23 protein-coding genes are annotated in these 25,017 nt (G+C 69.2%); 4 read left to right on the top strand and 19 right to left on the bottom strand.

What is annotated here, in order from left to right:
• Positions 1-121: 121 nt before the first annotated feature.
• Positions 122-1,564: a PucR family transcriptional regulator gene (locus tag ABLI39_RS04900; protein WP_349412306.1), complete on the top strand. Its 1,443-nt coding sequence runs from the start codon at positions 122-124 to the stop codon at positions 1,562-1,564.
• Between the two features lie 97 nt (positions 1,565-1,661).
• Here the strand turns inward: ABLI39_RS04900 and ABLI39_RS04905 are convergent, their stop codons facing one another.
• Positions 1,662-2,198, bottom strand: coding sequence for a hypothetical protein (locus ABLI39_RS04905; protein ID WP_349412307.1), 537 nt, complete (start codon positions 2,196-2,198; stop codon positions 1,662-1,664).
• A gap of 163 nt (positions 2,199-2,361) precedes the next feature.
• Between ABLI39_RS04905 and ABLI39_RS04910 the strand changes: the two genes are divergently transcribed.
• A complete protein-coding gene (locus ABLI39_RS04910) occupies positions 2,362-3,219 on the top strand; it encodes a DUF1206 domain-containing protein (RefSeq protein WP_349412308.1) in 858 nt (285 codons plus the stop codon).
• Between the two features lie 4 nt (positions 3,220-3,223).
• Here the strand turns inward: ABLI39_RS04910 and ABLI39_RS04915 are convergent, their stop codons facing one another.
• From ABLI39_RS04915 to ABLI39_RS04980, 14 genes are all read right to left on the bottom strand, one after another.
• Positions 3,224-4,213, bottom strand: coding sequence for a DNA topoisomerase IB (locus ABLI39_RS04915; protein ID WP_349412309.1), 990 nt, complete (start codon positions 4,211-4,213; stop codon positions 3,224-3,226).
• 168 nt (positions 4,214-4,381) lie between these two features.
• Positions 4,382-5,860, bottom strand: a complete 1,479-nt coding sequence (locus ABLI39_RS04920; protein ID WP_349412310.1) for an FAD-dependent oxidoreductase — start codon at positions 5,858-5,860, stop codon at positions 4,382-4,384.
• A 95-nt stretch (positions 5,861-5,955) separates the two neighbouring features.
• Positions 5,956-7,242 carry a uroporphyrinogen-III C-methyltransferase gene (gene cobA / locus ABLI39_RS04925; RefSeq protein ID WP_349412311.1) on the bottom strand — a complete coding sequence of 429 codons (1,287 nt, stop codon included), beginning with the start codon at positions 7,240-7,242 and terminating at the stop codon, positions 5,956-5,958.
• A gap of 234 nt (positions 7,243-7,476) precedes the next feature.
• Positions 7,477-7,773 (bottom strand): putative quinol monooxygenase, encoded by a 297-nt coding sequence (locus tag ABLI39_RS04930; protein ID WP_349412312.1) that lies wholly within the window; start codon positions 7,771-7,773, stop codon positions 7,477-7,479.
• Positions 7,774-7,815: 42 nt separating this feature from the next.
• Complete coding sequence (locus ABLI39_RS04935) at positions 7,816-8,295, bottom strand: SRPBCC family protein (protein WP_349412313.1); 480 nt, start codon at positions 8,293-8,295, stop codon at positions 7,816-7,818.
• 126 nt (positions 8,296-8,421) lie between these two features.
• The gene (locus ABLI39_RS04940) at positions 8,422-9,360 is read right to left on the bottom strand and encodes an ABC transporter permease (RefSeq protein WP_349412314.1); all 939 of its coding nucleotides are present in this window, start codon (positions 9,358-9,360) and stop codon (positions 8,422-8,424) included.
• The gene (locus ABLI39_RS04945) at positions 9,350-10,075 is read right to left on the bottom strand and encodes an ABC transporter ATP-binding protein (RefSeq protein ID WP_146336777.1); all 726 of its coding nucleotides are present in this window, start codon (positions 10,073-10,075) and stop codon (positions 9,350-9,352) included. The genes ABLI39_RS04940 and ABLI39_RS04945 overlap by 11 nt, the downstream gene beginning before the upstream one ends.
• Before the next feature lie 44 nt (positions 10,076-10,119).
• Positions 10,120-11,286, bottom strand: a complete 1,167-nt coding sequence (locus ABLI39_RS04950) for an ABC transporter substrate-binding protein (RefSeq protein WP_349412315.1) — start codon at positions 11,284-11,286, stop codon at positions 10,120-10,122.
• Between the two features lie 221 nt (positions 11,287-11,507).
• Entirely contained in the window at positions 11,508-12,674 is a 1,167-nt protein-coding gene (locus ABLI39_RS04955; RefSeq protein ID WP_349412316.1) for an RtcB family protein, read from the bottom strand.
• A gap of 97 nt (positions 12,675-12,771) precedes the next feature.
• A complete protein-coding gene (locus ABLI39_RS04960) occupies positions 12,772-14,199 on the bottom strand; it encodes a sulfate adenylyltransferase subunit 1 (RefSeq protein ID WP_349412317.1) in 1,428 nt (475 codons plus the stop codon).
• The gene (cysD, locus tag ABLI39_RS04965) at positions 14,199-15,347 is read right to left on the bottom strand and encodes a sulfate adenylyltransferase subunit CysD (protein WP_349412318.1); all 1,149 of its coding nucleotides are present in this window, start codon (positions 15,345-15,347) and stop codon (positions 14,199-14,201) included. Before cysD ends, ABLI39_RS04960 begins: the two co-directional genes overlap by 1 nt.
• Positions 15,344-16,054 carry a phosphoadenylyl-sulfate reductase gene (locus ABLI39_RS04970; protein WP_349412319.1) on the bottom strand — a complete coding sequence of 237 codons (711 nt, stop codon included), beginning with the start codon at positions 16,052-16,054 and terminating at the stop codon, positions 15,344-15,346. The genes cysD and ABLI39_RS04970 overlap by 4 nt, the downstream gene beginning before the upstream one ends.
• Positions 16,051-17,796 carry a nitrite/sulfite reductase gene (locus ABLI39_RS04975; protein ID WP_349412320.1) on the bottom strand — a complete coding sequence of 582 codons (1,746 nt, stop codon included), beginning with the start codon at positions 17,794-17,796 and terminating at the stop codon, positions 16,051-16,053. Before ABLI39_RS04975 ends, ABLI39_RS04970 begins: the two co-directional genes overlap by 4 nt.
• Before the next feature lie 58 nt (positions 17,797-17,854).
• Positions 17,855-18,607 (bottom strand): sirohydrochlorin chelatase, encoded by a 753-nt coding sequence (locus tag ABLI39_RS04980; RefSeq protein ID WP_349412322.1) that lies wholly within the window; start codon positions 18,605-18,607, stop codon positions 17,855-17,857.
• A gap of 61 nt (positions 18,608-18,668) precedes the next feature.
• Between ABLI39_RS04980 and ABLI39_RS04985 the strand changes: the two genes are divergently transcribed.
• Entirely contained in the window at positions 18,669-19,340 is a 672-nt protein-coding gene (locus ABLI39_RS04985) for a trimeric intracellular cation channel family protein (protein WP_349412323.1), read from the top strand.
• 14 nt (positions 19,341-19,354) lie between these two features.
• On the top strand, positions 19,355-19,783 hold the full coding sequence (locus tag ABLI39_RS04990) for a hypothetical protein (RefSeq protein WP_349412324.1): 429 nt from the start codon (positions 19,355-19,357) through the stop codon (positions 19,781-19,783).
• A gap of 497 nt (positions 19,784-20,280) precedes the next feature.
• Here the strand turns inward: ABLI39_RS04990 and ABLI39_RS04995 are convergent, their stop codons facing one another.
• From ABLI39_RS04995 to ABLI39_RS05010, 4 genes are all read right to left on the bottom strand, one after another.
• Complete coding sequence (locus tag ABLI39_RS04995) at positions 20,281-21,117, bottom strand: type IV toxin-antitoxin system AbiEi family antitoxin domain-containing protein (RefSeq protein ID WP_349412325.1); 837 nt, start codon at positions 21,115-21,117, stop codon at positions 20,281-20,283.
• 643 nt (positions 21,118-21,760) lie between these two features.
• Complete coding sequence (locus ABLI39_RS05000; RefSeq protein ID WP_349412326.1) at positions 21,761-22,861, bottom strand: polyprenyl synthetase family protein; 1,101 nt, start codon at positions 22,859-22,861, stop codon at positions 21,761-21,763.
• Positions 22,858-24,198: a geranylgeranyl reductase family protein gene (locus ABLI39_RS05005; RefSeq protein ID WP_349412327.1), complete on the bottom strand. Its 1,341-nt coding sequence runs from the start codon at positions 24,196-24,198 to the stop codon at positions 22,858-22,860. The genes ABLI39_RS05000 and ABLI39_RS05005 overlap by 4 nt, the downstream gene beginning before the upstream one ends.
• A 12-nt stretch (positions 24,199-24,210) precedes the next feature.
• Positions 24,211-24,996, bottom strand: coding sequence for a demethylmenaquinone methyltransferase (locus tag ABLI39_RS05010; protein WP_349412328.1), 786 nt, complete (start codon positions 24,994-24,996; stop codon positions 24,211-24,213).
• Positions 24,997-25,017 lie beyond the last annotated feature (21 nt).

Genomic DNA, 25,017 nt, shown 5'->3' on the forward strand with positions numbered 1-25,017 from the left:
GGGGAAGGGATCTGCGACTGCTCCGAGCCTATGCGAGGCGCGCAAGCCGTGGAATAGGCAGCTGCACACCGAAGTCGCAGTGATTTAGTGCGCTTGACCAGCGCCCGGCTATCCTGATTCCATGGCAATTTCGCTCGCGGCCCTGGTGGGGGTGCCGTCCCTCAAGCTGACCAAGGCAGGTCTCGCGGAGACCACCTGGCACCAGGACATCCACTGGGTCGCGGTGACCGAGCAGGAGGACCCGCAGCGCTTCCTCAACGGCGGGGAGCTGGTTCTCACCACCGGGATGCGGCTGCGGAGCGCGCCCGAGCAGCGCCGCTTTGTGCGCCAGGTCCAGCGCGCCGGCGCGGTCGGCATCGGCTTCGGGATCGGCCTCACCCACGAGGCGGTGCCCCCGGCCCTGGTCGCGGAGGCCAACCGCTGGGGCCTGCCGGTGGTCGAAGTGCCCTACGAAACGCCCTTCATCGCGATCGGCAAGCTCGTCGCCGACGCCCAGTCCGCGGACCACTACGCCAAGCTGGAGCGCCTGATCGCCGGGCACCAGGTCCTGGCCCGCGCCCTGCTGACCGGCGGCGGGCTGGCCGAACTGCTCAAGCACCTGGGCTCCATGCTGCGCACCGACATTGTCCTGACGCAGTTCACCGCCCAGCTCTACAACAGCGCAGCCGGCGGCCCCTCCCCCACCGCGGACGGCTGGGCCTCCTACCCGATCCCGACCGGCCGCCGGGACGCCTGCACGCTGTGGGTGCGGCACCCGTTCGAGGACTCGGGGATCATCGGCTACGCGCAGAACCTGATCAGCGTGGAACTGAACAACATGGTCAAGCAGCGCCAGGCGCAGCGGGCCCTGGCCGGGCAGGTGCTCGAGGACGTTATCCACGGGACGCTGGAGCCCACCGAGGCCACCCGGCGTCTGGCCGGCATCGGCGTCAACAGCACCCGCAAGAACGTGGTGCTGCTGGCCGAATCGGCCGCCCACGCCAAGCAGCTGGGGAGCTCCTCGCTGCCGCAGCCCCTCGCTGCGGCGGTGACCGCCGTCGTCGGCAAGGACCTGGTGGTGCTGGTGCACGACGACGGCAGCGGCGCCAGCGCGCTGGCGCGGAGCCTCATCGACCACCTCGCCGAGGCGGGTATTCATGCCACGATCGGCATTGGCGGCGCCTACACCAAACCGAACGGGCTGCGCTGGAGCTACTTCGAGGCCCGCGACGCGGCCAGCCACGGACTGCCCGTCAACGAACCGGAGCGGCTGAGCCTGACCTCGCTGCTGCTGGCCAGCGAGGACGTTCCGCTGGCGGACATGGCCAACGAGTCGCTGAACCCGCTCCGGACGTTCGACGCCGCCCACGGCGCCGAACTGATGACCACGCTGGAGAGCTACCTGTCCAACAACGGTTCGGTGGCCGCCGTCGCCGAAGAGCTGACGCTGCACCGGAACACGGTCCGCTACCGGCTGGCCCAGATCACCGAGCTGACCGGCTACGACCCGGCCCAGACCGCGGACCGGGTGCAGCTGTGGCTGGCGCTGGCCGTCCAACGGCTCAGCGCCCGCCACCCCCGCTGACGCGCCTTCCGCGCCTGCAGACACAGGAAACGCGGGGTCACCTACGGCCCATCCGGAGCTCCGGCATGGGCGCGAAGTGACCCCGCGTTGCGTTGTCCTAGCGGGCGAGGCCCTTGAAGACGTTCTTGGGCCGCTGCATCTCACCGTGCTTGGCACCGAGGACAATCACCCAGCCGGCGAAGACCGGGATGGCCCACTGCAGGACCTTCAACTGCCGCTGGGCGGACCGGAGCTCCTCCGAGGCCCCGGGCTTGGGCTCCGTGGCGCCCTTGCCGCCTTCGGCCGCGAGCTTGTCCACCTTCGCGCCCTGCAGGCCGGCGTACAGCGTCACGGCGGCACCGGCCAGGGTGACGACGGACTTGTAGACGCTCAGCCGCGTCACGCCGTCCTGCTTGGCCATCCGGCCCTTGTTCTCCCACATGATGGCCAGGCCGGAGAGGAAGTGCGCGCCGAAAGCCGCGGTCTGGTATGGGGCCCACTTCTTCCAGCCGAGGCTGGAGAGCCGGGTGCGCTCGGTGGGGTCCTTGGCCTCCGCCGTCGCGCCGTTCAGCCCGATGGCTCCCATCAGTGAACCGCCGAACCACGCGCCGGCGGTCAGGTCGTGGATGGATCGGGCAACAAGATTACCTGCCATGATGAGCGTCCTATCGTGTGTTTGCGAATCCGGATTGGTGCGGCCAGCTGCGTGGTCGCACCGCGCATATGGTAAGCACACTTACCAAAAAGTTGGTAGCCCGGGCTTTCCGGCGGGGTTCCGGCGGCGCGGCACGTAAGCTCGTAGCCATGGAAGAAGACGGTTGACCGGAAAACTGCCGGGCTGGCCAGCGAAGCCGGACCGGGACGCCGTCCTGGGCGATGCCGCCGATGCCGCGGAGGCCGCCTCCAACAGCAGGGTGCTGGACGTCGTCGCGCGCTGGGGATTCGCCGTGATGGCACTGCTCCACGTCGTCATCGGGGCGATCGCCGTCGCGCTGGTGCTGGGCGCGCCGGGCCAGGCCGAGCCCACCGGCGCCATTGAACAGCTCGCCGCCAACCCCTGGGGCCCCGCGGTGACGTGGTCCGGCTGCATCGGCTGCGCCGGGCTCGCCCTGTGGCAGCTGAGCGAGGCAACCCTGCGGGCCCGGCACCTGCCGCGCGGCCAACGGCTGGGCAAACTGGTTTCCTCTGGTTTCCTGGCCATTGCCTACGGCAGCGTCGGTTTCACCTTCGCCAGTTTCGCCGTCGGGGTCCGCAGCGACTCAGGGGATTCCACCGCCGCCTTCAGCCAGGCCCTGATGAACCGGCCACTGGGTGCGCCGCTGCTGATCGGCCTGGGCCTGACGGTGAGCGGGATCGGCGTCTTTTTTGTGGTGAAGGGCCTGGGCAAGAAGTTCAAGGAGGAACTGCGGCACTTCGAGGGAACCCACCGCGGCCACCTCGTCAGTGCCCTGGGGGTTGCCGGCCACGTCGCCAAGGGGCTGGCGCTGGTCCTCACCGGGCTGCTGTTCGTGATCGCCGCGGCCACCAACGACCCGGGCTCGTCCACCGGGCTGGACGGCAGCCTCAAGGCGCTGCAGCACCACCCGTTCGGGCCCTTCCTGCTCCTGGCGATCGGCGCCGGGTTCATCGCCTACGGCGTGTTCGCCCTGATCCGTGCGAGGTTCGGGCGGATGTAGCCGCTCAGCCCAGCGGGACGACCGAGCCTTCCTGGTACAGCAGTGCCCGGATCTCCGACTCGGCTGAGTCCGGCCGCTGCGGGTCGATGGTCTCCCCCGCTGCGAAGTGGTCCAGCAGCCGGGGATCCACGTAGCTCTTCCGGGCGATCGACGGCGTGTTCCCCAGCACCGCTGCCGCATCCACCATGGCACGGCTCACGGCGCGTTTCCGGGCCGAGACCTTAGCTTGCGGTCCGCTCCGGGCCAGGCTCACGGCCGCGGCGACCGTCCCGCGCAGGGTGCGGAAGTCCTTGGCGGTGAAGTCCCCGCCGGTGCGCTCCTTGACGTAGTCGTTGATCTCCGCGCTGGTGACCGGATGCCAGCTGCGTCCGTTTTTGTAGGCGAGCAGGCGCGCGTTGCCGCCGCGGCGCTTGAGCGAGCGGACGACGTCGGCCAGGTCGGCGTCGTCGATCCGGGACTCCCAGGTCTTGCCGCTTTTAGCCGGGAAGCTGAGCCGGAGCTCGTCCTTGCGCACCTTCACATGCGCGCAGAGCAGGGTGGCCAGGCCGTGGCTGCCGTTCTCGTTGGTGTACCGCTCGGAGCCCACGCGCAGCGATCCGCTGTCCAGCATCCGGAACCCGGCCGCGAGCACACGCTCCCGCGTGAGCCCTTCGGAGCGCAGGTCCAAGGTCACGAGCCGCCGCGCGGACGGCAGGGTCTCGGCGAGCTGCAGCGAACGGTCGAACTTCAGCCGGTCCTTCCGCTCCCGCCAGCTGGGGTGGTAGATGTACTGGCGCCGGCCGACCGCGTCGACCCCGGTGGCCTGGATGTGGCCGTTCTCGTAGGGCGCGATCCAGACATCGGTCCAGGCCGGCGGGATCCCGATGCTTTCCAGCCGGTCCCGCACCGGGCCGGGTGGGAGGGTGGAGCCGTCCAGGTCCTTGTAGCTGAAGCCGGCGCCAGCCGCGACCCGGCGGTACCCGCGGCCGGACGCGTTGCTGTGACGGAGCCTCATCGGCGGACACCCTGACCGGCGGTTTGCGTGCGCTGCTCATCCATGACGGTAAGCCTACTGATTACCGGCAGGATTTCGCGTCTTTACGAACAACGCGGGGTCACTTACGGCCCATAATTCCCGGCGGAATGGGCGCGAAGTGACCCCGCGTTGCTTTTTGTTCGGGGATCAGACCTCTGCGGCCACCCCGCCGCGGGAGATTTCCACCATGTCCTCGCGCGGGACCACCTTGATGCGCTCGCGCTGGACGGCGACGCCGTGCGACTCGCCGGCCGCACTGGCCTGCTCGCCGAGGGAGCGTTCATGCGCGTCCAGGGCCAGCCAGCCTTCCCAGCTGGTGTACTCGACGCCGCGGCCCGCCAGAAGCTCCGCGATCGCCTCCGGCTCGGGTGCCGCGGCCAGCGGCAGGTCCCCGCGGTCCTCGAGCAGGTGCGTCACGGTCTCCAGGGCGTCGCCCTTGGTGTGGCCGATCAACCCGACGGGGCCGCGCTTGATCCAGCCGGTCGCGTAGATGCCCGGCACGTGAGTCCCGGCGGCGTCCAGGACGCGGCCGCCGTCGTTGGGGACGACGCCCTTGCTGTGGTCGAATTCGACCTCGGGCAGGGCGGAGCCGAAGTAGCCGACCGCGCGGTAGACGGCCTGGACCGGGTAGTCGACGAACTCGCCGGTGCCGCGGGCGTTGCCGGTGCCGTCGAGCTCGGTGCGTTCGAACTTGATGCCGGCGACGCGGCCGGGGGTGCCGGCGTCGCCGGTATTGTCCCCGTAGACCTCCACCGGGTTGTGCAGGAAGTGCAGGTGCAGGCGGCGGGAGGCCGTGAGCTCGGAGAGGTCCTCGGGCTGCTCGGCGATCCAGTTGGTCAGCGTGCCCACCATGGTCTTGGTCTGGTTGTTGCTCTGGATCTGGCGGTCCGATTCGGCGTCGAACTCGAAGTCCTCGGCGTAGAGGATGATGTCGACGTCCTTGGAGTGGGAGAGTTCGCGCAGTTCCAGCGGGGTGAACTTCACCTGGGCCGGGCCGCGGCGGCCGAAGACGTGCACGTCGGTGACCGGGGAGGCCTTCAGGCCGGCGTAGACGTTGTCCGGGATTTCGGAGACGAGGAGATCATCCGCGTGCTTGGAGAGCATCCGGGCGACGTCGAGGGCGACGTTGCCGTTGCCGATCACGGCGATTTCCTTCGCGTCCAGCGGCCAGTCCCGGGGCACGTCGGGGTGGCCGTCGTACCACGAGACGAAGTCGGCGCCGCCGAAGGAACCCTCGAGTTCGATGCCGGGGATGTTCAGGTCCGCGTCCTTGATGGCCCCGGTGGCGAAGATGACGGCGTCGTAGTGGGTGCGGAGGTCCTCCAGGGTGAGGTCCGTGCCGTAGTCCACGTTGCCGAAGAAGCGGATGTCGCCGCGGTCCAGGACCTTATGCAGGGCATTGACTATCCCCTTGATGCGCGGGTGGTCGGGGGCCACCCCGTAGCGGATCAGGCCGTAGGGCGCCGGGTAGCGGTCGAAGAGGTCGATGCTGACCGTCAGTTCGCCGCTCTTGACGGCCTCGCTCTTGGTCAAGATGTCCGCGGCGTAGACGCCGGCAGGGCCGGAGCCGACGACGGCGACGCGCAACGGGCGGACGGCGGTTCCTACGGGGGTGTTCGTTGACACGGCGATGTTCCTTTTTCTGTCACTGACCCAACTGACTGGCACTTGGGGCCGTTTTGAGGGCTCAAAACGGCCTGATCTGCGAGTTAGTTGGGAGGCTACGGGGTCGGTACTCGGTTCTGGGCGGCGACGCGCGGGGCGTTCGGGGTTGTGGTGCCGTAGTCCGCCGTCTTGAAGTGCGACGGCGCAAACGGGCTGACGCGGACCACGTCGCCGATCACGATCACGGCGGGATTCGCGACGGACGCGGCTTCCGCCTGGTCCGCGATGGTCCCGAGCGTTCCGATGGTCACCCGCTGGTTCGGCAAATAACCATTCTCTACGATGCCAACCGGCGTCTCCGCTGGCAAACCGGCCCGGGCCAGGGAGGCCGCGGAGGCGCGCAGCTGGCCCACCCCCATGAGCAGGATCACGGTGTGGTCGGCGCGGGCCGGGACTTCGGCGAGTTCCTCGTGGCCGGTGACCACGCTGAAGCCCTTGGCGAGCCCGCGGTGTGTGACCGGGATGCCGGCGGCGGCCGGTACCGAGACCGCCGAGGTCACGCCGGGCACCACTTCGACCTCGACGCCGTGCTGCCGGCAGAACTCGGCCTCCTCGCCGCCGCGGCCCAGGACGTACGGGTCGCCGCCCTTGAGCCGGACCACCCGGTGGCCGGCGAGGGCCTCGTCCACGAGGATCCGGCTGATGTCGGCCTGCGGGACGGGGTGGTGGCCGGGGGTCTTGCCGACCTCGATCACGCGGACGTCGGGCGCCAGCTCTGCCAACAGGTCCCGAGGACCAAGCCGGTCCGCGACGACGACGTCGGCCTGGCCCAGGAGCCGCCGGCCGCGGACGGTGATCAGCCCGGAGCCGCCGGGCCCGCCGCCCACGAGGGCAACGGTGCCGGCAGATGCGTCCGCCCGGGCGCGGTGCCGGCGCAGCGGCAGGTCCCCGGTTTCCAGGGCCGTGGCGACGGCGTCGCGCAGGGCCATGGCGCGGCGCGGGTCTCCCCCGGCGTTGACGGCGATCTTGACGTCGTCCACGACCGCGACGGCGGGGGTCCAGGCTGCGGAGGCTTCGTGGTCGGAGGCGTTGACGCACCAGATCCGCTGCTCCTCGGCGTCGGCGGCGACCTGCGCATCCACGGCGGCGTCGCCGGTGGCCGTCTGGACGAACCAGGCGCCGTCGACGTCGGAGGACCGGTAGGGGCGCGGCTGCCAGTCCAGCAGACCGGCGGCGGCGAGGTCGTCCAGGGCGGGGCAGGCCGCGGGTGCGACGACCGTGACCCGGGCGCCGGCGTCGAGCAGTCCCTTGGCGCGGCGCGCGGCGACGGGGCCGCCGCCGACCACCAGCACCCGGCGGCCGAGCAGGCGCAGGGCCGTGGGGTAAATGTCCTGAATTGCCATGCATCGACGATAGGGCGGCGTCATCCGGCGGAACAACGGTGCGGAAACACCCGTTCACGCGGGGTAACGCTGGGTCACAAAGCCGGGGTTTCGGGGTTTCGTGGGCACACCGGCCCACCTGTCAGCGGTCCGGGGGCACTTTGCCGGCCGGAGCAGCCGATTCGCGCACACAGGACGGCGTGTCCGTGCCAATGTGCCCCCGTTCGGCAGGCGAGTTGCCTGGCGCCGCGGGCACTACTTCACGGCAATGAGCTCGATCAGTTTGATGTCCGGGTCCTTGGACAGCAGCGCGGGCCCGTGTTCGCCGAGCGCCGCGGGGATGGCCCCGTTGAGGTGGGCCTGCCGGTCTTCCTCGCTGTCAAAGGTGTCGAAGATGCCGAACGTGTAATCGTTGATTCGGAAGGCGTACCAGGTCCGTGTCCCGGGTTCTTTAAGCACGATCTCCCGGCCGCCGTTGAGGAAGTTCCAGACCTCCTGTTCCTTCCCCAGTTTGGCTTCGACCAGTGCCAGCACTCCGTATTTTGGCGCCACGGCTGTCTCCTCAGATTTGGACTGGATCGGCCGGAAACCGGCCTATAGCCGCGAGTGTAGGCCCGTCCCGGGGTCCGGACAAGGCGTCGCGAGGAGGGCCCCGCGCCGGGCAATAAGACGTTCCAGATAGCGGTGCAGGATGACTCGCTCGACCAACCAGCCCACGGGCCCAAAGGGTGCTGTGAACTCAATCCGGTCCGTCATCACGGAGCCAGCGTCGGTTGCCGCGAACTCGTGGACATGGCGGAACGCTTTGAAGGGGCCCTGCGCTTGTTCGTCCACGAAAGAGGCCGGATAGTCGAAGCGGGTCACGCGGCTGGTCATGGTCAGGGGGACACCGAAGTGCCGTCCCCGCCAGGTCACTTCCTCACCGGCACCGATGAGTCCTGCGGTCACCCCGGCAACGGCACGCTCTCCCGAGGCCGCCATCGTCTCAACATGGGCGTCGATGCTGCGCGCCCGGTCGAACAACTGTTCCGCGGGCAGGACGGATTCGGTGCGGCAGACGAAGCTCACGGTCATGCCGTCAGTCTGCCAGACACTGCGGGACCCGCCGGCTGCCTCCCCGGAATTGCGCAGTCCTTTGGGCTGGCCCCGACGGCGGTAGTCACCTTCAGGGGCGCGTGCCGGGGTGGTTAGCCGTCGCCCCTAGCGGGTGCTGCCGGTAAGGAGGCCGCGGCGGCGCAGCAGGCGCTTTTCGATCGGGGCGAAGACCAGGAGCTCAATCAGGATGCCGACGGCGAGGATCAGCAGGATTGCTGCCAGCACAATGGTCATGTCGGCCAGGTCGCGGCCCTGGTTCAGCATGGAGCCGAGGCCGAAGCCCATGCTGCCGCCCACGGTGATGATTTCCGCGGCCATGAGCGAGCGCCAGGAGAAGGCCCAGCCCTGTTTGAGGCCGCTCAGGTATCCGGGCAGCGCGGCCGGGAGGACGATCTGCAGTGCGAGCTGGAGCCGGGACGCGCCCAGCACCGTCGCCACCCGGCGGTACTGCGGCGGGATCTGGTCGACGCCGGAGATCAGGCCGTTGATGATCGAGGGGATCGCGCCCATCAGCACCACAAAGTACACGGTGGCGTCGCTCAGGCCGAACCAGATGATGGCGGCAGGCACCCACGCCACGGAGGGCAGCACCTGGAGGCCGGAAATCAGCGGGCCGAAGGCGCGGCGGAGCGGGGCGACCTGGGCCAGCAGCAGGCCCACCGGCGTCGCAATGGCAACGCTGACCAGGAAGCCGGCGATGCCGCGCTGCAGCGAGGTCCAAACGGCCTCCTGCAGCTTGGCCTCGCCCCAGAGGGTGCCGAGCTGGCCGACGACGTCCAGCGGACCGGGCACCAGGTCGCGGCGTTTGATGCCGAGCCAGACGTACACCTGCCATGCCACCAGGAGCACGGCGAGCGCGGCGACCGGCAGCAGGATCCGGCTCCAGTCGATCCGGGCCTTGCGGACGGCGTCGGACTGCAGTGAATCCAGCCCGGCCTCAAGCTCGCGGAGGTCGGCCGAGCCGGTGGAAGTCCGGGTCAGGGCAGCGTGCACCTTGTGGGTCTCGGTGTGGGCTTCGGCCACGGGAAGGGGGCTATTGGGCATGGCGGCGGATCTCCTCGCGTAGCCGGGCGGTGATGGTGCCGGTCAGCTGGCCGGCCAGGCCGGCGTCGGTGCGGTGTTCCTCGGAGACGTGCCATTCCTGGACCACGCGGCCGGGCCGCGAGGAGAGCAGCAGCACACGCTGGCCCAGCCGGACGGCTTCCCGGACGTTGTGCGTGACAAAGACGATGGTGCGGCCGGTCTCCTTCCAGATCCGCTCCAGCTCGTCGTGCAGCAGGTCGCGGGTGATGGCGTCGAGCGCGGCGAACGGCTCGTCCATCAGGAGCAGCTGCCGGTCCTGGGCCAGGGACCTGGCCAGTGCCACGCGCTGGCGCATGCCGCCGGAGAGCTCGTGCGGGCGCTTGTCCCCGGCGCCGCCCAGGTGCACCAGGTCCAGGAGCTCCCCGGCCTGCACCCGGCGCTCGGCCTTGGCCACGCCGCGCAGCTTGAGGGCAAGCTCAACGTTTTCCCGGGCGGTGAGCCACGGGAACAGTGCCGCGTCCTGGAACATAAACGCGGCGCCGTCGCTCGGCACCTCGAGGGCGCCCGACGTCGGGGCCTCCAGCCCGGCCATGATGTTCAGCAACGTGGATTTGCCGCAGCCGGAGGCTCCGAGCAGGGCGACGAATTCGCCCTGCCCGATGCTGGCGTTGACGCCGTCCAGCACCGGGGCGCCGTCGCCGAAGCGCTTCCCCAGGTTTTCCAGTACGACTGGCATGGTCACGTCCTTGGTTGTGGTGACGGGAGGGGCGGGGAAAGGAGCTAGTCCTTGCCCAGCCCGTGAGCCGAGGTCTTCGTTGCCGCCACCGAGTTCAGGGCGGTCAGGTCAAACAGGCCGTTGATGTCCGCCTGTTTGGTGGTGCCGGCGTCCACCCCGTCCTGCTGCAGTTTTTGGTACGTCCCGGCGAGCGGGTCCACCGTGAAGAGGATGTTTTTCAGCGACCGGTCGACGACGTCGGCGGGCAGCGCGGCGCCGCCGGACTCCTTCAGCGCGGCGTTGAGGACTGCGGCCTTCTCGGCCGCCGGTGCCTTGGTGAGCCAATTCACGGACTCGACATGGCCCTTCAGCAGGGCCTTGACGGTGTCCGGATGCTCTGCGGCGAATTTCTTGTTGACGATCAGCACGGTGGTGGGGAACTCGCCCGGTTTGCCGGAGAGCGCACCATCCCAGAGGTCCTTTTCATCGACGAGGACCTTCGCGCTGGCCTGCAGCACCAGCCGGGATGCCCACGGCTCCGGCAGCCAGGCGCCGTCGAGCTTGCCGTCCTGGAACAGCTTCAGGGTCTGGGCGTTCTCGGTGGGGTTGATGGTGACGTCGCCGCCGCCGTCCGGGGAGGTCCGGTAGCCGTGCTTGCCGAGCCAGGCGCGCAGGGCCACGTCCTGGGTGCCGCCGAGCTGGGGTGTTGCGAGCTTCTTGCCCCTGAGGTCGGCCGGCGAGGTGATGTCCGGCCGGACCACAAGCTGCGCCCCGCCGGAGGCTGCACCGGCGATGATGCTGACGGAGTCACCCTTGCTCTTGACGAAGGAGTTGATCGCCGGGTTGGGGCCGATGTAGGTGGCATCAATAGCGCCGGCGTTGAGGGCCTCGATGGCTGCGGGTCCGGCGTTGAAGACCTGGGTGCTGAGCTTGGTCTGGCCCAGTTCCTGGGCGATGAACCCCTTGCTCACGCCCACCAGGGCGGCTCCGTGGGTGATGTTGCCGAAGTAGCCGAGCCGGAGTTCCGCGGCCGGGGCAGTGCCGACGGCCGGGGCAGCGGCGGCGTCGTTGTTGCGGGACACCGTGGAGGCGACGGCAGCGCCGGCGCCGATCAGCAGGGCCAGTCCGGCGGCGACGGCGATTTCAACGGTGCGCTTGCGCTTCGGCTTTGCCGTTTCGCCGGCGACGATCCGGGTGGTGCCGGGGGCGGGGTTTTCGGGGGTGGATGACATGGCGGAATCCTGGTTCGTGGAGAGTGGGCGGTGGGCCGGGCGGATGGTCAGCGCCGGCGACATCGCCCCCGGGGTGCCCCGAGGGAGGGGCCGTCGAACCAATCGGGTGGAGTCATGGCTTCACCCTAGGGAGGGTCACGAACCGGGTTCAATGGTGCGGAAACCGGGGGTCACGCTAGTTCATGCGGCGTCACATGCGGAGCCCGTGCCCGGGCCAGCGGTTAGTCGCCCTTGACGTTGACGAGCTGGCGGAGCGTGTGCCGGACCCGGACGAGGTCCGCCGAGTCGCGCATCACGATGTCTATGGGCTTGTAGGCTGCGGGGATTTCGTCGATGAAGGCTTCGCGGGGCCGGAATTCGATGCCCTGCATGGCAGTTTTCAGCTGGGCCAGCGTGAACGCCTTGCGCGCGGCGGTGCGGGAGTACTCCCTGCCGGCGCCGTGCGGCGAGGAGTCCAGGGCCAGGGCGTTCCCCAGGCCGACGACGACGTAGGACGCGGTGCCCATGGACCCGGGAATCAGGCCCGGGTCTCCGGCCCGGGCCCTGATGGCGCCTTTGCGCGAAACCCAGACGGACTTGCCGTAGTGCGCTTCCTGCGCGGTGAAGTTGTGGTGGCAGTTGATCCGTTCGAGTTCCCGGACCGGGCCGCCGATCCAGGCTTCGAACTGCTGGACGACCCGGTCCATCATTTCCTCCCGGTTGAGCAGGGCGAAGTGCTGCGCCCACCGCAGTTCCTGGATGTAGCGCTCGAATTCGGGGGTGCCTTCCAGCAGGTAGGCGAGGTCCCGGTCCGGCAGGGGGATGTTCCGGCGCAGGGCCACGCTCCGGGCCTCGGCGATGTGGCGCTGCGCGATTTTGTTGCCGACACCGCGGGAGCCGGAATGCAGGAACAGCCACACCGCGCCGTCCTCGTCGACGCAGACCTCGATGAAGTGGTTGCCCGAGCCCAGCGACCCGAGTTGCAGCTCCCAGTTCGCCGCGTACCGGCTCGGGTCGAAGCCGGCCCTGGCCGCCATCCTCCGCAGTTCGGCCAGCCGGGGTCCCGCGGTGGCGGAGATCCGGCGGTTGAAGTGCCCGGCCGACAAGGGAATGGCACGTTCGATCCCCTCGCGCAGCCGGGGCAGGTCCCTGGGCAGGTCAGCCCGCACGTACTGGGTGCGTACGGCGATCATCCCGCAGCCGATGTCCACGCCCACGGCCGCCGGGATAATGGCGCCCACGGTGGGGATGACGGATCCCACGGTCGCGCCCTTGCCGAGGTGCGCGTCCGGCATCAGCGCCAGGTGCGGGTAGATGATCGGCAGCGTCGCGGTAGCCAACGCCTGCCGGCGGGTCCCGTCATCGAGGATGGAGGCCCAGCTGATCAGCCTGCTGCTGAGTCTCTCCAACGATCTGCCCTCCCACGACGATGATCGTGTCCCGGGAGACGGGTGGCAAGAGCCGGCCGGCGGCGACCCGGAGTCGGCAGGGCTGTTTCGGCAGGGCCTAGATCGAGTAGCGCTCGTCCTCGTGGTCGCCGGGGTGGTCCTTGACCAGGCCCGCGGCGAGGGTGTTGCCGTCCTGCGGGTCGATCACCAGAAAGGCCCCGGTGCGGCGGTGGTGCAGGTAGTTCTCCAGCGGCAGCGGCGCCGCGAGCCGGAGCTGGGCGTGGCCGATGTCGTTGAGCTCCAGCCCTGACGCGGGTTCAAGCCGGAAGCTGGCCAGGTCAAGCTTGCCGGTCACGTTCCGGACCAGGGCCTGGACCGTGCGGGTGCCGTGCTTGATGAGCACCTTGGCGCCTTCGCGCAGCGGCTTCGGCGACAGCCAGCACAGCGCCGCGTAAAGGTCTGCCGTGGGCTCGGTGAACGTCCCGGCCGCGGCGATGGTGTCCCCGCGGGCGACGTCGAACTCGTCCGCGAGGCGCAGCGCCACCGATTGCGGGGCCACAGCCTCGGACAGCGAGCGCCCGGCGAAGTCGATGCCGGTCACCGTGGTGGTGCGCGGCGCCTGGCCTGGGGTGAGGACACTGACCGTGTCTCCCACCTTCACGGAGCCCTCGGTGATCTGCCCGGCATAGGCCCGGTAGTCGCGGTAACCGGCGACGTCGAGTCCGGCGGCGACGGCGTCGGGCGCCAGTGCGCCCTGCGGCCGGACCACCAGCTGGACCGGGAAGCGGAAGCTCTCCAAATGACTTTCGAGTTCGTCCGCGGCCGGCAGCGTCTCGAGGACTTCGAGCAGCGCCGGGCCGTCGTACCAGGGTGTGCGGTCCGAGCGGTCCACCACGTTGTCGCCGTCGAGCGCGGAAACCGGGATGACCAGCAGATCGGCAATGCCGTCACGGCCGAGCCCCAGTTCGCGGCCCACTTGCTGCACGTCGGCCTCGATCCCACGGAACACGTCCTCGCTGAAGTCCACGAGGTCGATCTTGTTCACGGCGACAATTACGTGCGCGACGCGCAGCAGATGTAACACCGAGAGGTGCCGGCGGGTCTGTTCCAGGACACCCTTGCGCGCGTCGATGAGCACGACGACGGCGTCCGCGGTGGACGCGCCGGTGACCGTGTTTTTGGTGTACTGCACGTGCCCGGGGCAGTCCGCGAGGATGAAGCTGCGCCGGTCCGTGGCGAAGTAGCGGTAGGCGACGTCGATGGTGATGCCCTGCTCGCGCTCGGCGCGCAGGCCGTCGGTCAGCAGGGCCAGGTCAATGGCTTGAACACCGGCCGCACCGGCGCCGCCGAAGCCGCGGTCCGCGGAGGTGCGGGCGACGGCGTCGAGCTGGTCCGCGAGGATCGCCTTGGAGTCGTGGAGGAGCCGGCCCACCAGGGTGGACTTGCCGTCGTCGACCGATCCGGCGGTCGCGAAGCGGAACAGCGAGGCGGACGAGAGCCCCAGGGTCTCTGCGCCGGCCTCGGGCAGGGTTGCGGTGGTGCTCATTAGAAATAGCCGTCCTTCTTGCGGTCTTCCATGGCGGCCTCGGAAATGCGGTCGTCCGCCCGGGTGGCGCCACGTTCGGTAATGGTGGAGGCGGCAACTTCGATTACGACGTCGCGCACGGTTGCGGCGGCCGATTCGACGGCGCCGGTGCAGGACATGTCGCCAACGGTCCGGTACCGGACGGTCTTGGTGATGACCTGCTCGTTCTCGCGCGGCTGGGAGACGTCGCCGACCGCGCGCCACATGCCGTCGCGGGCAAAGACCTCGCGCTCGTGGGCGTAGTAGAGGCCGGGCAGTTCGATGCCTTCGCGTTCGATGTAACGCCAGACGTCGAGTTCGGTCCAGTTGCTGATCGGGAACGCGCGGACGTGCTGGCCCACGGTGTGCCGGCCGTTGTAGAGGTTCCACAGTTCGGGCCGCTGGTTGCGGGGGTCCCACTGGCCGAATTCGTCGCGCAGGCTCAGGATGCGTTCCTTGGCGCGGGCCTTGTCCTCGTCCCGGCGGCCGCCGCCGAAGACGGCGTCGAACTTGTTGCGCCCGATCGCGTCCAGCAACGGCACGGTCTGCAGCGGGTTGCGGGTGCCGTCGGACCGTTCGGCCAGCTCCCCGGAATCAATGAACTCCTGCACAGAGCCGACGACGAGCTTAAGCCCCAGCCGCTCCACGGTCCGGTCGCGGAACTCGATCACCTCCGGAAAGTTGTGCCCGGTATCCACATGCAGCACCGGAAAGGGCACCTTCCCAGGCCAAAACGCCTTAGTAGCCAGGTGCAGCATCACCACAGAATCCTTGCCGCCGGAAAACAGCAGCGCCGGCTTCTCAAACTCGGCAACAACCTCGCGGATGATGTGGATGGCCTCCGACTCGAGGGTGTCCAAAGACGAAAGGCGGCCAGCCCGCGGAGCAGCGGAACTCAGGTGACCCGACCCCTGAGCCGCAGCGGCAGATGCCGCCCCGGGAGTGGCATCTAAGGCATCGGCCGAGGGACCCGACGCGAGCTTGCGAGCGTTGGGAAGGCCGCTGCCGCTGTCGGAGCTGGACGGCATGCTGCTTGCAGCATTGCCGTCCAGCGAAGGGGCGGGGGCGGCATCTGCCGCGGAGGCGGTGGTGACGGCGTCGACGGCCACGAAAGTCTCAACATTGCTCATACGTGTAGTCCGCATTCTGTCTTGTCGGTTCCTGCCCAGCGTCCGGCGCGGGGGTCATCGCCGGGCGCCACCTTGCGGGTGCAGGGCTGGCAGCCAATGGACGGGTAGCCCTGTGAAAGCAGCGGGTTGACGGGCAGGAGGTTGTCCTCGGAGTACTGCACCAGCTCATCGAAGCTCCAGGCCGCGACCGGGTTGACCTTGACCAGCCCGTTGGCCTCGTCCCAGGTGACCAGCGGCGTGTTGGTGCGGGTGGGCGCCTCGTCGCGGCGGACGCCGGTGAACCAGAGCTCGTAGCCGGCGAGGGTGCGGCGCAGCGGGGCCACCTTGCGCAGCGCGCAGCACTGGGTGGGGTCTCGGGCGAAGAGGTCCTTGCCGAGCAGCCGGTCCTGCTGCTCCACGGTGGTCTCCGGCAGCACGTCGACGACGTTGACCCGCAGGTTCGCGGCCACCTCGTCGCGGGTCGTGTGGGTTTCCGGGAAGTGGTAGCCGGTCTCGAGGAAGAGCACGTCGACGCCGGGGAGCTGGTCCGCGACGAGCGCCGGGAGGACGGCGTCGGCCATGGAGCAGGCGACGGCCACGGCGGGCAGCTCGAAGTTGCGCGCCACCCAGGCGATAACCTCCTGCGCCGGGGCGTCCCCGCCGAGCTCGGCGGCGCCGGCTTCGGCGAGGACCTTGAGCTCCTCGTGGGAGCGGAGTGCGGCGGTCACTGCAGATCACCTTCCTCGGCGGCGAAGGCCCATTCGGCGAAGGTCTGGCCCTCGGTGTGGCTGGCCACGAACTTCCGGACCACGCGCTCCACATAGTCGGACAGCTCTTCGGCGGTGACCTTGAGGCCGCGGACGGTGCGGCCCAGGCCTGCCTCCTCGCGGCTGTCGGACGCGAGCCCGCCGCCGAGGTGGACCTGGAAGCCCGGGGTGGGGTCGCCGTCGGGGGTTGGGAGCATCATGCCTTTGAGTCCGATGTCCGCGGTCTGGATCCGGGCGCAGGAGTTGGGGCAGCCGTTGATGTGCAGCGACAGGGCTTGCGGGAGCTGCTTGGTTTCGACGAGGTCGGCGAGGCGGCGTTCCAGCTCGGCGACCGCCGTGGCGGCCGTGACCTTGGTTTCCACGATGGCGAGTTTGCAGAATTCGATGCCGGTGCAGGCAATGGTCCCGCGGCGGAACACCGACGGCCGTGCGGACAGGCCCAGGGCGTCGAGTTCGGCCACAAGCGGTTCAACCTCATCCTTGGGCACGTCGAGGACCACGAGCTTCTGGTGCGGGGTGGTGCGCAGCCGCTGTGAGCCGCGGGCCTCCAGGGTGTCCGCGAGCTTGACGAGCTGGCTGCCGGAAAGGCGGCCGGCCAGCGGGGTGGCGCCGATGAAGAACCTGCCGTCCTTCTGCTCGTGCACACCGATGTGGTCTCCGGGCGCGGACGGCTTGGGCGCCGCCGGACCGTCGTCGAGCTGGTAGCCGAGGTATTCGTCCTCGAGGACCTGGCGGAACTTCACCGGGCCCCAGTCGGCCAGCAGGAACTTCAGGCGGGCCTTCGTGCGCATGCGCCGGTAGCCGTAGTCGCGGAAGATGCTGGTGACGCCGAGCCAGACGTCGGCGGCCTGGTCCGGGCGAACGAAGGCGCCCAGGCGCTTGCCCAGCATGGGGTTGGTGGAGAGCGCGCCGCCCACCCAGAGGTCGTAGCCGATGCCCAGCTCGGGGTGGACCAGGCCCACCAGGGCGACGTCGTTGATCTCGTGGACCACGTCCTGGCTGGGGTGGCCGGTGATGGCGGTCTTGAACTTGCGCGGCAGGTTGGCCAGTTCCGGGTCGCCGATGAAGCGTTCGGCGAGCTCGTGGATCAGCGGGGTGGGGTCGATGATCTCGTCCTTGGCGATGCCGGCCACCGGGGAGCCGAGGATGACGCGGGGGACGTCGCCGCAGGCTTCGGTGGTGGAGAGGCCCACGGCCTCAAGGCGGCGCCAGATCTCCGGCACGTCCTCGACCCTGATCCAGTGCAGCTGGATGTTCTGCCGGTCGGTGAGATCGGCGGAGCCGCGGGCGAAGTCCACGGAGATCTGCCCGATGACGCGCAGCTGCTCGGTGGTCAGGGCGCCGCCGTCGATCCGGACCCGGAGCATAAAGTACTTGTCCTCGAGCTCGTGCGGTTCGAGCGTGGCGGTCTTGCCGCCGTCGATCCCGGGCTTGCGCTGGGTATAGAGGCCCCACCAGCGGAAGCGGCCGTGCAGGTCGGTGCCGTCGATCGAGTCGAAGCCGTGCTTGGAGTAGACCGATTCGATGCGCTCGCGGACGTTCAGGCCGTTGTCTTCCTGTTTCCAGGTTTCGTTGGCGTTCAGCGGGGCGGTGCCGTCCACCTTCCACTGCCCGTGCGGCTTGGCCGCGGGGCGGGCGGGTCGTTTGGCGCGGCCTGCGGCAGCCTGGTCCGGGGACGCTCCGGCTAGAGCTGTTTCAGTCATGGATCGACTGTAGGAGCGGCCGTATCGGCGTCACAATGGCTCAGAAACGCGGGGTCACCTAGGGCAACATTTCGTCATAACCCTTGCCGGCGACCGCCGCGTCGTACCGTGCCAGCGCGATCTCGGCGAGCACCGGGGAAGGCAGCAGGGGCGCGGTGACCAGGTCTGCGCCGGCCTTGGCGAGCTGGTCGTGGAAGAAGCCCGGGGCCAGCAGGTAGGAGGCGATGACCACGCAGCCGCCCAGGTCCACGGCCCCGGCCGAGAGGCCCGCGCCGGCGCCTCCCGCGGCCTCCTCCCGCAGCATGGCCACCGCCTCGGGCACCGAGGGCGTCGCCGAGGCGCCGTAGGCGGCCACGATCCGGTTGGAGCGGAGGGCCCGCAGCTGCCCGGCAAGTTCCTCCACGTTCTCCGCGGCGGTGGGGTCCGAGGAGCCCGCGGCGGCGAGGATCACGGCGTCGTTGTCGGTCACCCCGGCCTCGCGCAGCCGGACGTCCAGCAGGGCGGCGAGCCGCGGATCCGGGCCCAGCGGCGCCGCGGCGACGGTGCCCGGCCGGCTCTTCACGGCCCGGGCGATGTCCACCTTGACGTGGTAGCCCACGCTCAGCAGCAACGGGACGACGACGGCGGTGGCCCCGGCCGGGAGCCCCGCCACGACGGCGGGCAGCTCGGGCTCCTGCACGTCGACGTAGGCCTCGCGGACGTCGAGGCCGGGACGCAGCGCGGCGATCCCGGCCCGTAGGGCGTTGACCTCCGCCGCACCCCGGGGGCTGGAGGTGCCGTGGGCGCAGGCGATCAGGATGGGGCTATTCATAGCCGTTAGCGTAACCTTGGAGCCGCCCTATCCGCCGCCCTGCTACCGACCGGGACGCCCCATGACTTTCTCCTTTAGCCTCGTGATGGTCTGGCTGGACCTGGCGGGCGTGTTCTTCTTCGCCGTCTCCGGTTCGCTGCTCGCGGCGCGGAAGCAGTTCGACATTGTCGGTTCCCTCCTGCTGGCCTCGGTGGTGAGCCTGGGCGGCGGCGTGATCCGCGACATCATCATCAACGCGGGCCCGCCGGCGGCCTTCACCAACCCGGCGTACCTCGCTCCCCCGTTGCTGGCCACGGTCCTGGTCTATTTCCTGTTCTCCAGCGTCCAGCGCTTCACCTCCTTGCTGGTGCTGTTCGACGCCGGTGGCCTGGCTTTGTTCTGCATTACGGGCAGCCTCAAGGCCTTGGCCGCGGGCATGCACCCGGTGGCTGCGGTATTGCTGGGGGTCACGACGGCGGTGGGCGGCGGGCTGCTGCGGGACATCACCGCGAACGAGGTGCCGCAGCTCTTCGACCCCAAGGACATCTACGCCCTGCCGGCGTTCGCCGGGGCCGCGCTGACGGTGGCGCTGTCCGTCACCGGGGTCTTCACCGCGCTGACGGCGAGTGCGGTGGCCGCCGTCGTTTTCGCCTTCCGCGTCACTGCCTGGCGGCGCCACTGGTACGTGCCGCTGGCCGTCCGGGGCTGGCACCGGCTGGGGCTGAACACGGCCGAACGCGGCCCTAAGGATTAGCTAGGATAAGAGGCATGACTGACATGTTCCTCGAGAAGTTCCGCGCGCTTGTTCCGAAGTATCTCGAGGACGAATGGCAGGAAGAAGATGGGCTGCCGGCCGACGAGCTGGATGCGGCCCTTGCCGAGCACCAGTTCCAGGTTCCGCTGGTCCTGCGCGAGTTCTACTTGGCCCTCGGCGGCTGCGAGGACCTGATGGAGGCCTACCACTACTTCTGGGACCCCGAAGAGCTCGAAGTCGACGATGAGGGCTTCCTGATGTTCCTCGAGGACGAAGAGGAGCAGTTCACCTGGGGCTTCCGCGTGGGCGACCTCAGCATCCCGGACCCGATCGTGTACCGCCGCAACAACGCCCGCGGCCAGTGGAAGAGCGAGGAAGGCACCTTCTCCGAATTTGTCTTCGACATGTTCGAGTGGGCCTTCAACGACGACGACGAGGACTAGGGCCCCTTCGGCCGCTCACCCCGGTCCCTGGTTCGAATGGCATCGGCCGGCCGGGGGCACATTGACACGGACACGCCGCCGCCCAGCCCGGGATTTTCGTTTTGAGGGCTCAAAGTAGCCCCGGAACGCCGGCACGGCCCGGGCTTAAGCCTGGAAGCCACCCCGACGCCGTTGCTCTGCACCGCCAGGACCACAAGCCAAGAGCCCCAACCTGGGCCTCGGCCGTCAGGGGGCACTTTGACACGGGCGCGCCGCCGCCCGGCCACGGATCGCCGCGCTACGACGTCAAAGTAGCCCCGGAACGCCGGCACGGCCCGGGCTTAAGCCTGGAAGCCACCCCGACGCCGTTGCTCTGCACCGCCAGAACCACTAGCCAAGAGCCCCAACCTGGGCCCCGGCCGTCAGGGGGCACTTTGACACGGACACGCCGCCGCCCGGCCACGGATCGCCGCGCTACGACGTCAAAGTAGCCCCGGAACGCCTGCACAGCCCGGCACTCACGGCTGGAAGCCACCCCGGCGCCGCACCTCCAACACCGCGAAGACCTGGGCGAGCATCCGCTCCGGGTGATAGACGACGTCGTCGTAGCTGAACCTGAGCACCAGATAACCTCCGACGACGGAGGCATTGTTCCGCCGCCGGTCCTTCTTGACCTGCCGAGGCTCCAGATGCGCTTCACCATCCGTCTCAACAATGAGGCAGCCCTCGACAAGGAAGTCCACCTCCCCCACGCCCGGAATCTCCACATGCCTCCGCACCTGCAGACCGGCCCGGCGGAACCAGGTGTTGGCGAGCACTTCCAGCAGCGAATCAGCCCTGGGAATGACTAGATCCAGCACCGATCTGGCACGAGCGTTGCGGTTGCCGGCGAGTTTGCCCCGGAGAAACGGCAGGCTGATGTCCCCGCGCCCCACAGCGCACTGGACCATGACGAGGGCTTCCAGCTCCGGCAGGCAGTGCAGTGCGTGCATCAGGACGTCGGCCAGTCCGACGACAGGAAGCCACGGATGCCTGGGATGCCGGCAGCGTCCATGTGCCACGGAGCCGGACGGCGTTGCCCGGTGCCCGACACAGAGATGCAGGCGCTGGGCGGGCAGCAGCGTCCACAAACCGTAGCTCGGCGCGGCAGAGAGACATGTGAGTTTGGCCCCCAGCTCACGCGCGGCACGGTGGGCGCTGGCGCCCTGGGGCAGGCCGTAATGCCCCCGGCGAATCCTCGCTATGACGCCCTCGGCCACGGCCCTGGTCAGCTGGCTGCGGCTGAACCCCGCGCGGGCAAGGTCAGCTGTGCTGGCCGTACCGCCCCTGGAGCTCAGAAACATGGCAACATTCATGGCGCCACTGTGCTGTATCAGGAGCCAGCGGAGACCGCCCCTCCTGCGCTATGTGGATGACTTCGTCGCCGCCCGGGGGCACATTGACTCGGACACGCCGCCGCGCAGCCCCGGGTTAAGCGAAGGAGGCCTCAAAGTACCCCGCCCGGCCCGGAACGCAGCCCACATCACGACGATGTGCCCCGGCACCGCCAGGCTGACCCACTGACAGGCCCGCCGGCCTAGCGGCAGACAACTCCGGCGCGACACACCCACTGCGCGCCCCACAACCCCAACACCGCCCGGGGGCACATTGACACGGACACGCCGGCGGGCAGCCCGGGGTTCAGCGATGGAGGCTCAAAGTGCCCCCGCCCGGCCCGGAACGCAGTCCGCCAATCCGTGACAACAAATTTACAAATGCGCTAGACAGCATGACACAACTGTCATAAGCTCATTCTTGGGTTCACCAAATGCCTCCGGTGAATCTGATGCGAACGGAGAAATGGCCCCGGTTCCGCACAACGGACGACTCGTAACGTTGTGAGGAACCGGGGCCATTCCGGTTTAAGAGACTCTGGCGCAACAGACGCGGCAAAGCGCCCGACGGCGACTACCCTCCCAGGCGGCCCCAGCGGCGGCCACCCCGGCAGGCCCGCAGAAACTAGCTGCTGCGGTCCACCACAGCGTGGGCGAAGCTGGTCAGCGAATCCTTGACCACACCCTCCGGCAGCGGCGCGAGGGCAGCAATCGCCTCATCGGCCCAGGCGCGCGCCACCGTCCAGGACTCGGCGGTCACCGGGTGCTCGCGCAGACCGGCGACGGCGGCCGCGAGGGCCTCGTCCGAGCTGAGGTCGCCGTCGATCAGTTTCAACAGTTCGGCCGCGGACTGGTCGCCGTCGTCCGCCGCCTTGCGCAGCAGCAGCACGGGCAGGGTGGGCACACCTTCGCGCAGGTCGGTGCCCGGGGACTTGCCGGACTTGACCTTGACGCCGGTGACGTCAATGACGTCGTCGGCGAGCTGGAAGGCGACGCCGACCTTCTCGCCGTACTCCACCAGCAGCGACTCGTAGGCCGGATCGGCGTTGGCGAAGATCGCGCCGAGCTGGCCGGACGCGGCCACCAGCGAGCCGGTCTTGTCCGCGATCACGGAGAGGTAGTGCGCCACCGGATCCTCGTCCGGGCGCGGGCCCACGGTCTCGTGCAACTGGCCGAGGCAGAGCCGCTCGAAGGTTCGGGCCTGGATGCCGAGCGCACGGGACCCGAGCTCGGAAACCAGGATCGAGGCACGGGCGAAGATCAGGTCGCCGGTCAGGACGGCCACGGAATTGCCCCAGACCTCGTGCGCGGTGGGGGCGCCGCGGCGGAACGGGGCGGAGTCCATCACGTCGTCGTGGTAAAGCGTGGCCAGGTGCGTCAGTTCGACGACGACGGCGGCCTGCACCACGGCCGGCAGCGAGGCGTCGCCAAGGTGGGCGCAGAGCAGGGTCAGCAGCGGCCGGATGCGCTTGCCGCCGGCTTCCACCAGGTGGCGCGAGGTGGCGTCGGCCAGCGGATCCGAGTTGGCGATGGCCTCGCGCAGCTTCTTCTCCACCCGGGCCAGGTTGGTGGTGATGGCCGGGCCGAGTTCCGGGTCGCCCGCGATCGCCGCGAAACCGGCCGGCAGCTGGAGCCCGGTGGCAATGGCGGTGGTGTTCAGGTCCGGTTCAGCGCTCGGCAGGCCGTGCCCGGCGTGCGTCCAGCTTTGGTCTGCAGAGTTGGTCACGGGTTAACCCTAACTTTTTGTTGCGGAATCCGCGGGGTTGAGTCTGAAACGGGCCGGGTATTGGACGTGGCCGGGACCAGGGCTTCCAGGACGCGGATCATCCGGTCCTCAGTGCCCTTGGCCGAGGGGTCGGTCAGGTTGGCGAGCAGCCGGACCACAAACTTCATCAGCAGTGGGATGGGCATGCCCGTCCGGAGCGCCAGTTTCATCACGGCTGGCTTGCCGATCACGGCGGCGAAGGCGCGGCCCAGGGTGAAGTGCGAGCCCCACTGGTCCCGCACATGGTCCGCGTAGCCGGCGAGCCGGGCGTCGGCGTCGTCCGTGCTCCAGCCTGCCGAAGCCGACCGCGCCGCGGTGTCGATGATGAACTCGGCCGCGAAGCGGGCGGATTCCATGGCGTAGGAGATGCCTTCGCCGTTGAACGGGGAGACCATCCCGCCGGCGTCGCCGAGCAACAGCAGGCCCGGCGAGTAGTGCGGGGTGCGGTTGAAGCCCATGGGCAACGCGGCGCCGCGGATCTCGCCCACCTGGTTTTCCGGGGTGAAGCCCCAGTCCGCGGGCATGCCGGCGGTCCATTCGCGCAGGACCTGCTTGTAGTCCAGCTTGCCGAATTCCTTGGAGGAGTTCAGGATGCCCAGGCCCACGTTGGAGGTGCCGTCCCCGACGCCGAACACCCAGCCGTAGCCGGGCAGCAGCTTGCCGTCGCGGCCCGGAAGCTCCAGCCAGCCTTCCATCCAGTCGTCGTCGTGCCGCGGGCTGGTGAAGTAGGTGCGCACGGCCACGCCGAGCGGACGGTCGTCGCGCTTCTGGATGCCCAGCGAGACGGCGGTGCGGGTGGAGTTTCCGTCGGCGGCGAGCACTACGTCGGCGCTGAAGTCCTGAGTTTCGCCGGTCTTCCGGCCGGCGTCGTCCAGCAGTGCGGCGCGGACGCCGGTGACGCGGCCGTCCTCGGCGCGCAGCGCTTCGGTGACACTGTGGCGTTCCAGTACGACGGCGCCCGCGGACTGGGCGTGCCGGGCAAGTTCTTCGTCGAAGCCGAGGCGGGTGCGGATCAGGCCGTACTGCGGGAAGTCGGAGACCTCGGGCCAGGGCAGTTCAATGGTGCGGCCGCCGGCGATCAGGCGCAGGCCCTTGTTCCGTCGCCAGCCGTCGGCTACCGGGTGCGGCAGGCCAAGCTTCTGGATCTCCCGGACTGCTCGCGGGGTGAGTCCGTCGCCGCAAACCTTCTCACGCGGAAAGCTCGTCTTCTCCAGCACCGTGACGTCGATGCCGGCCTGGGCAAGGTAGAACGCGGCGGTGGATCCGGCCGGCCCCGCCCCGACGATCAGTGCTTTCACGGCAACGATCAGCTACCGCTCGGGCCGGGTGATGTTGCGCCGCAGCTTGGCCACGGGCCCGCTGTGGTTCGCCAGAGCCCTGGCGCCCGCGGCAGGGTCGGTGCCGGCCGGCTTCTGGGCGCGGTGCACGGCGACGATGCCGCCGCTGAGGTTCCGGTAGGTGACGGATTCCCAGCCGGCCTCCTGCAGCCAGGCGGCGAGGTGGTCCTGGTCCGGCCAGGCGCGGATGGACTCGGCGAGGTACACGTAGGCGTCCGGGTTGGAGGAGACCTTAACGGCGATCGCGGGCAGTGCACGCATCAGGTATTCGGTGTACATGGTGCGCCAGAGCGGCACCACCGGCTGGGAGAACTCGGCGATGACCAGCCGGCCGCCGGGCTTGGTGACCCGGAGCATCTCGGCAAGGGCCTTCTTGGGCTCGTTGACGTTGCGCAGGCCGAAGGAAATGGTGCTGGCGTCGAAGGTGTTGTCCGCGAACGGAAGACGGGTGGCGTCACCGGCGACGAAGTTGATGTCCGGACGGCGCCGCTTGCCCACCTTGAGCATGCCCAGGGAGAAGTCGCAGGCGACGACGTCGATCCCGGCGTCGGCGTAGGGTTCGCTGGAGGTGCCGGTTCCCGCGGCGAGGTCCAGCACACGCTGGCCGGGCTTCACGTCCATGGCTTCGACGACGATCCGGCGCCAGCGGCGCGTCTGTCCCATCGACAGGACATCGTTGACGACGTCGTATTTAGGGGCGACGTCGTCAAACATCGTGGCTACTTCGTCCGGACGCTTATCCAAGGATGCTCGGTTCACCCCGTTATTGTCTCAAATCTT

It is taken from the genome of Pseudarthrobacter sp. B907 (assembly GCF_040137805.1).
In the GTDB taxonomy this organism is placed as follows: Bacteria; Actinomycetota; Actinomycetes; order Actinomycetales; family Micrococcaceae; genus Arthrobacter.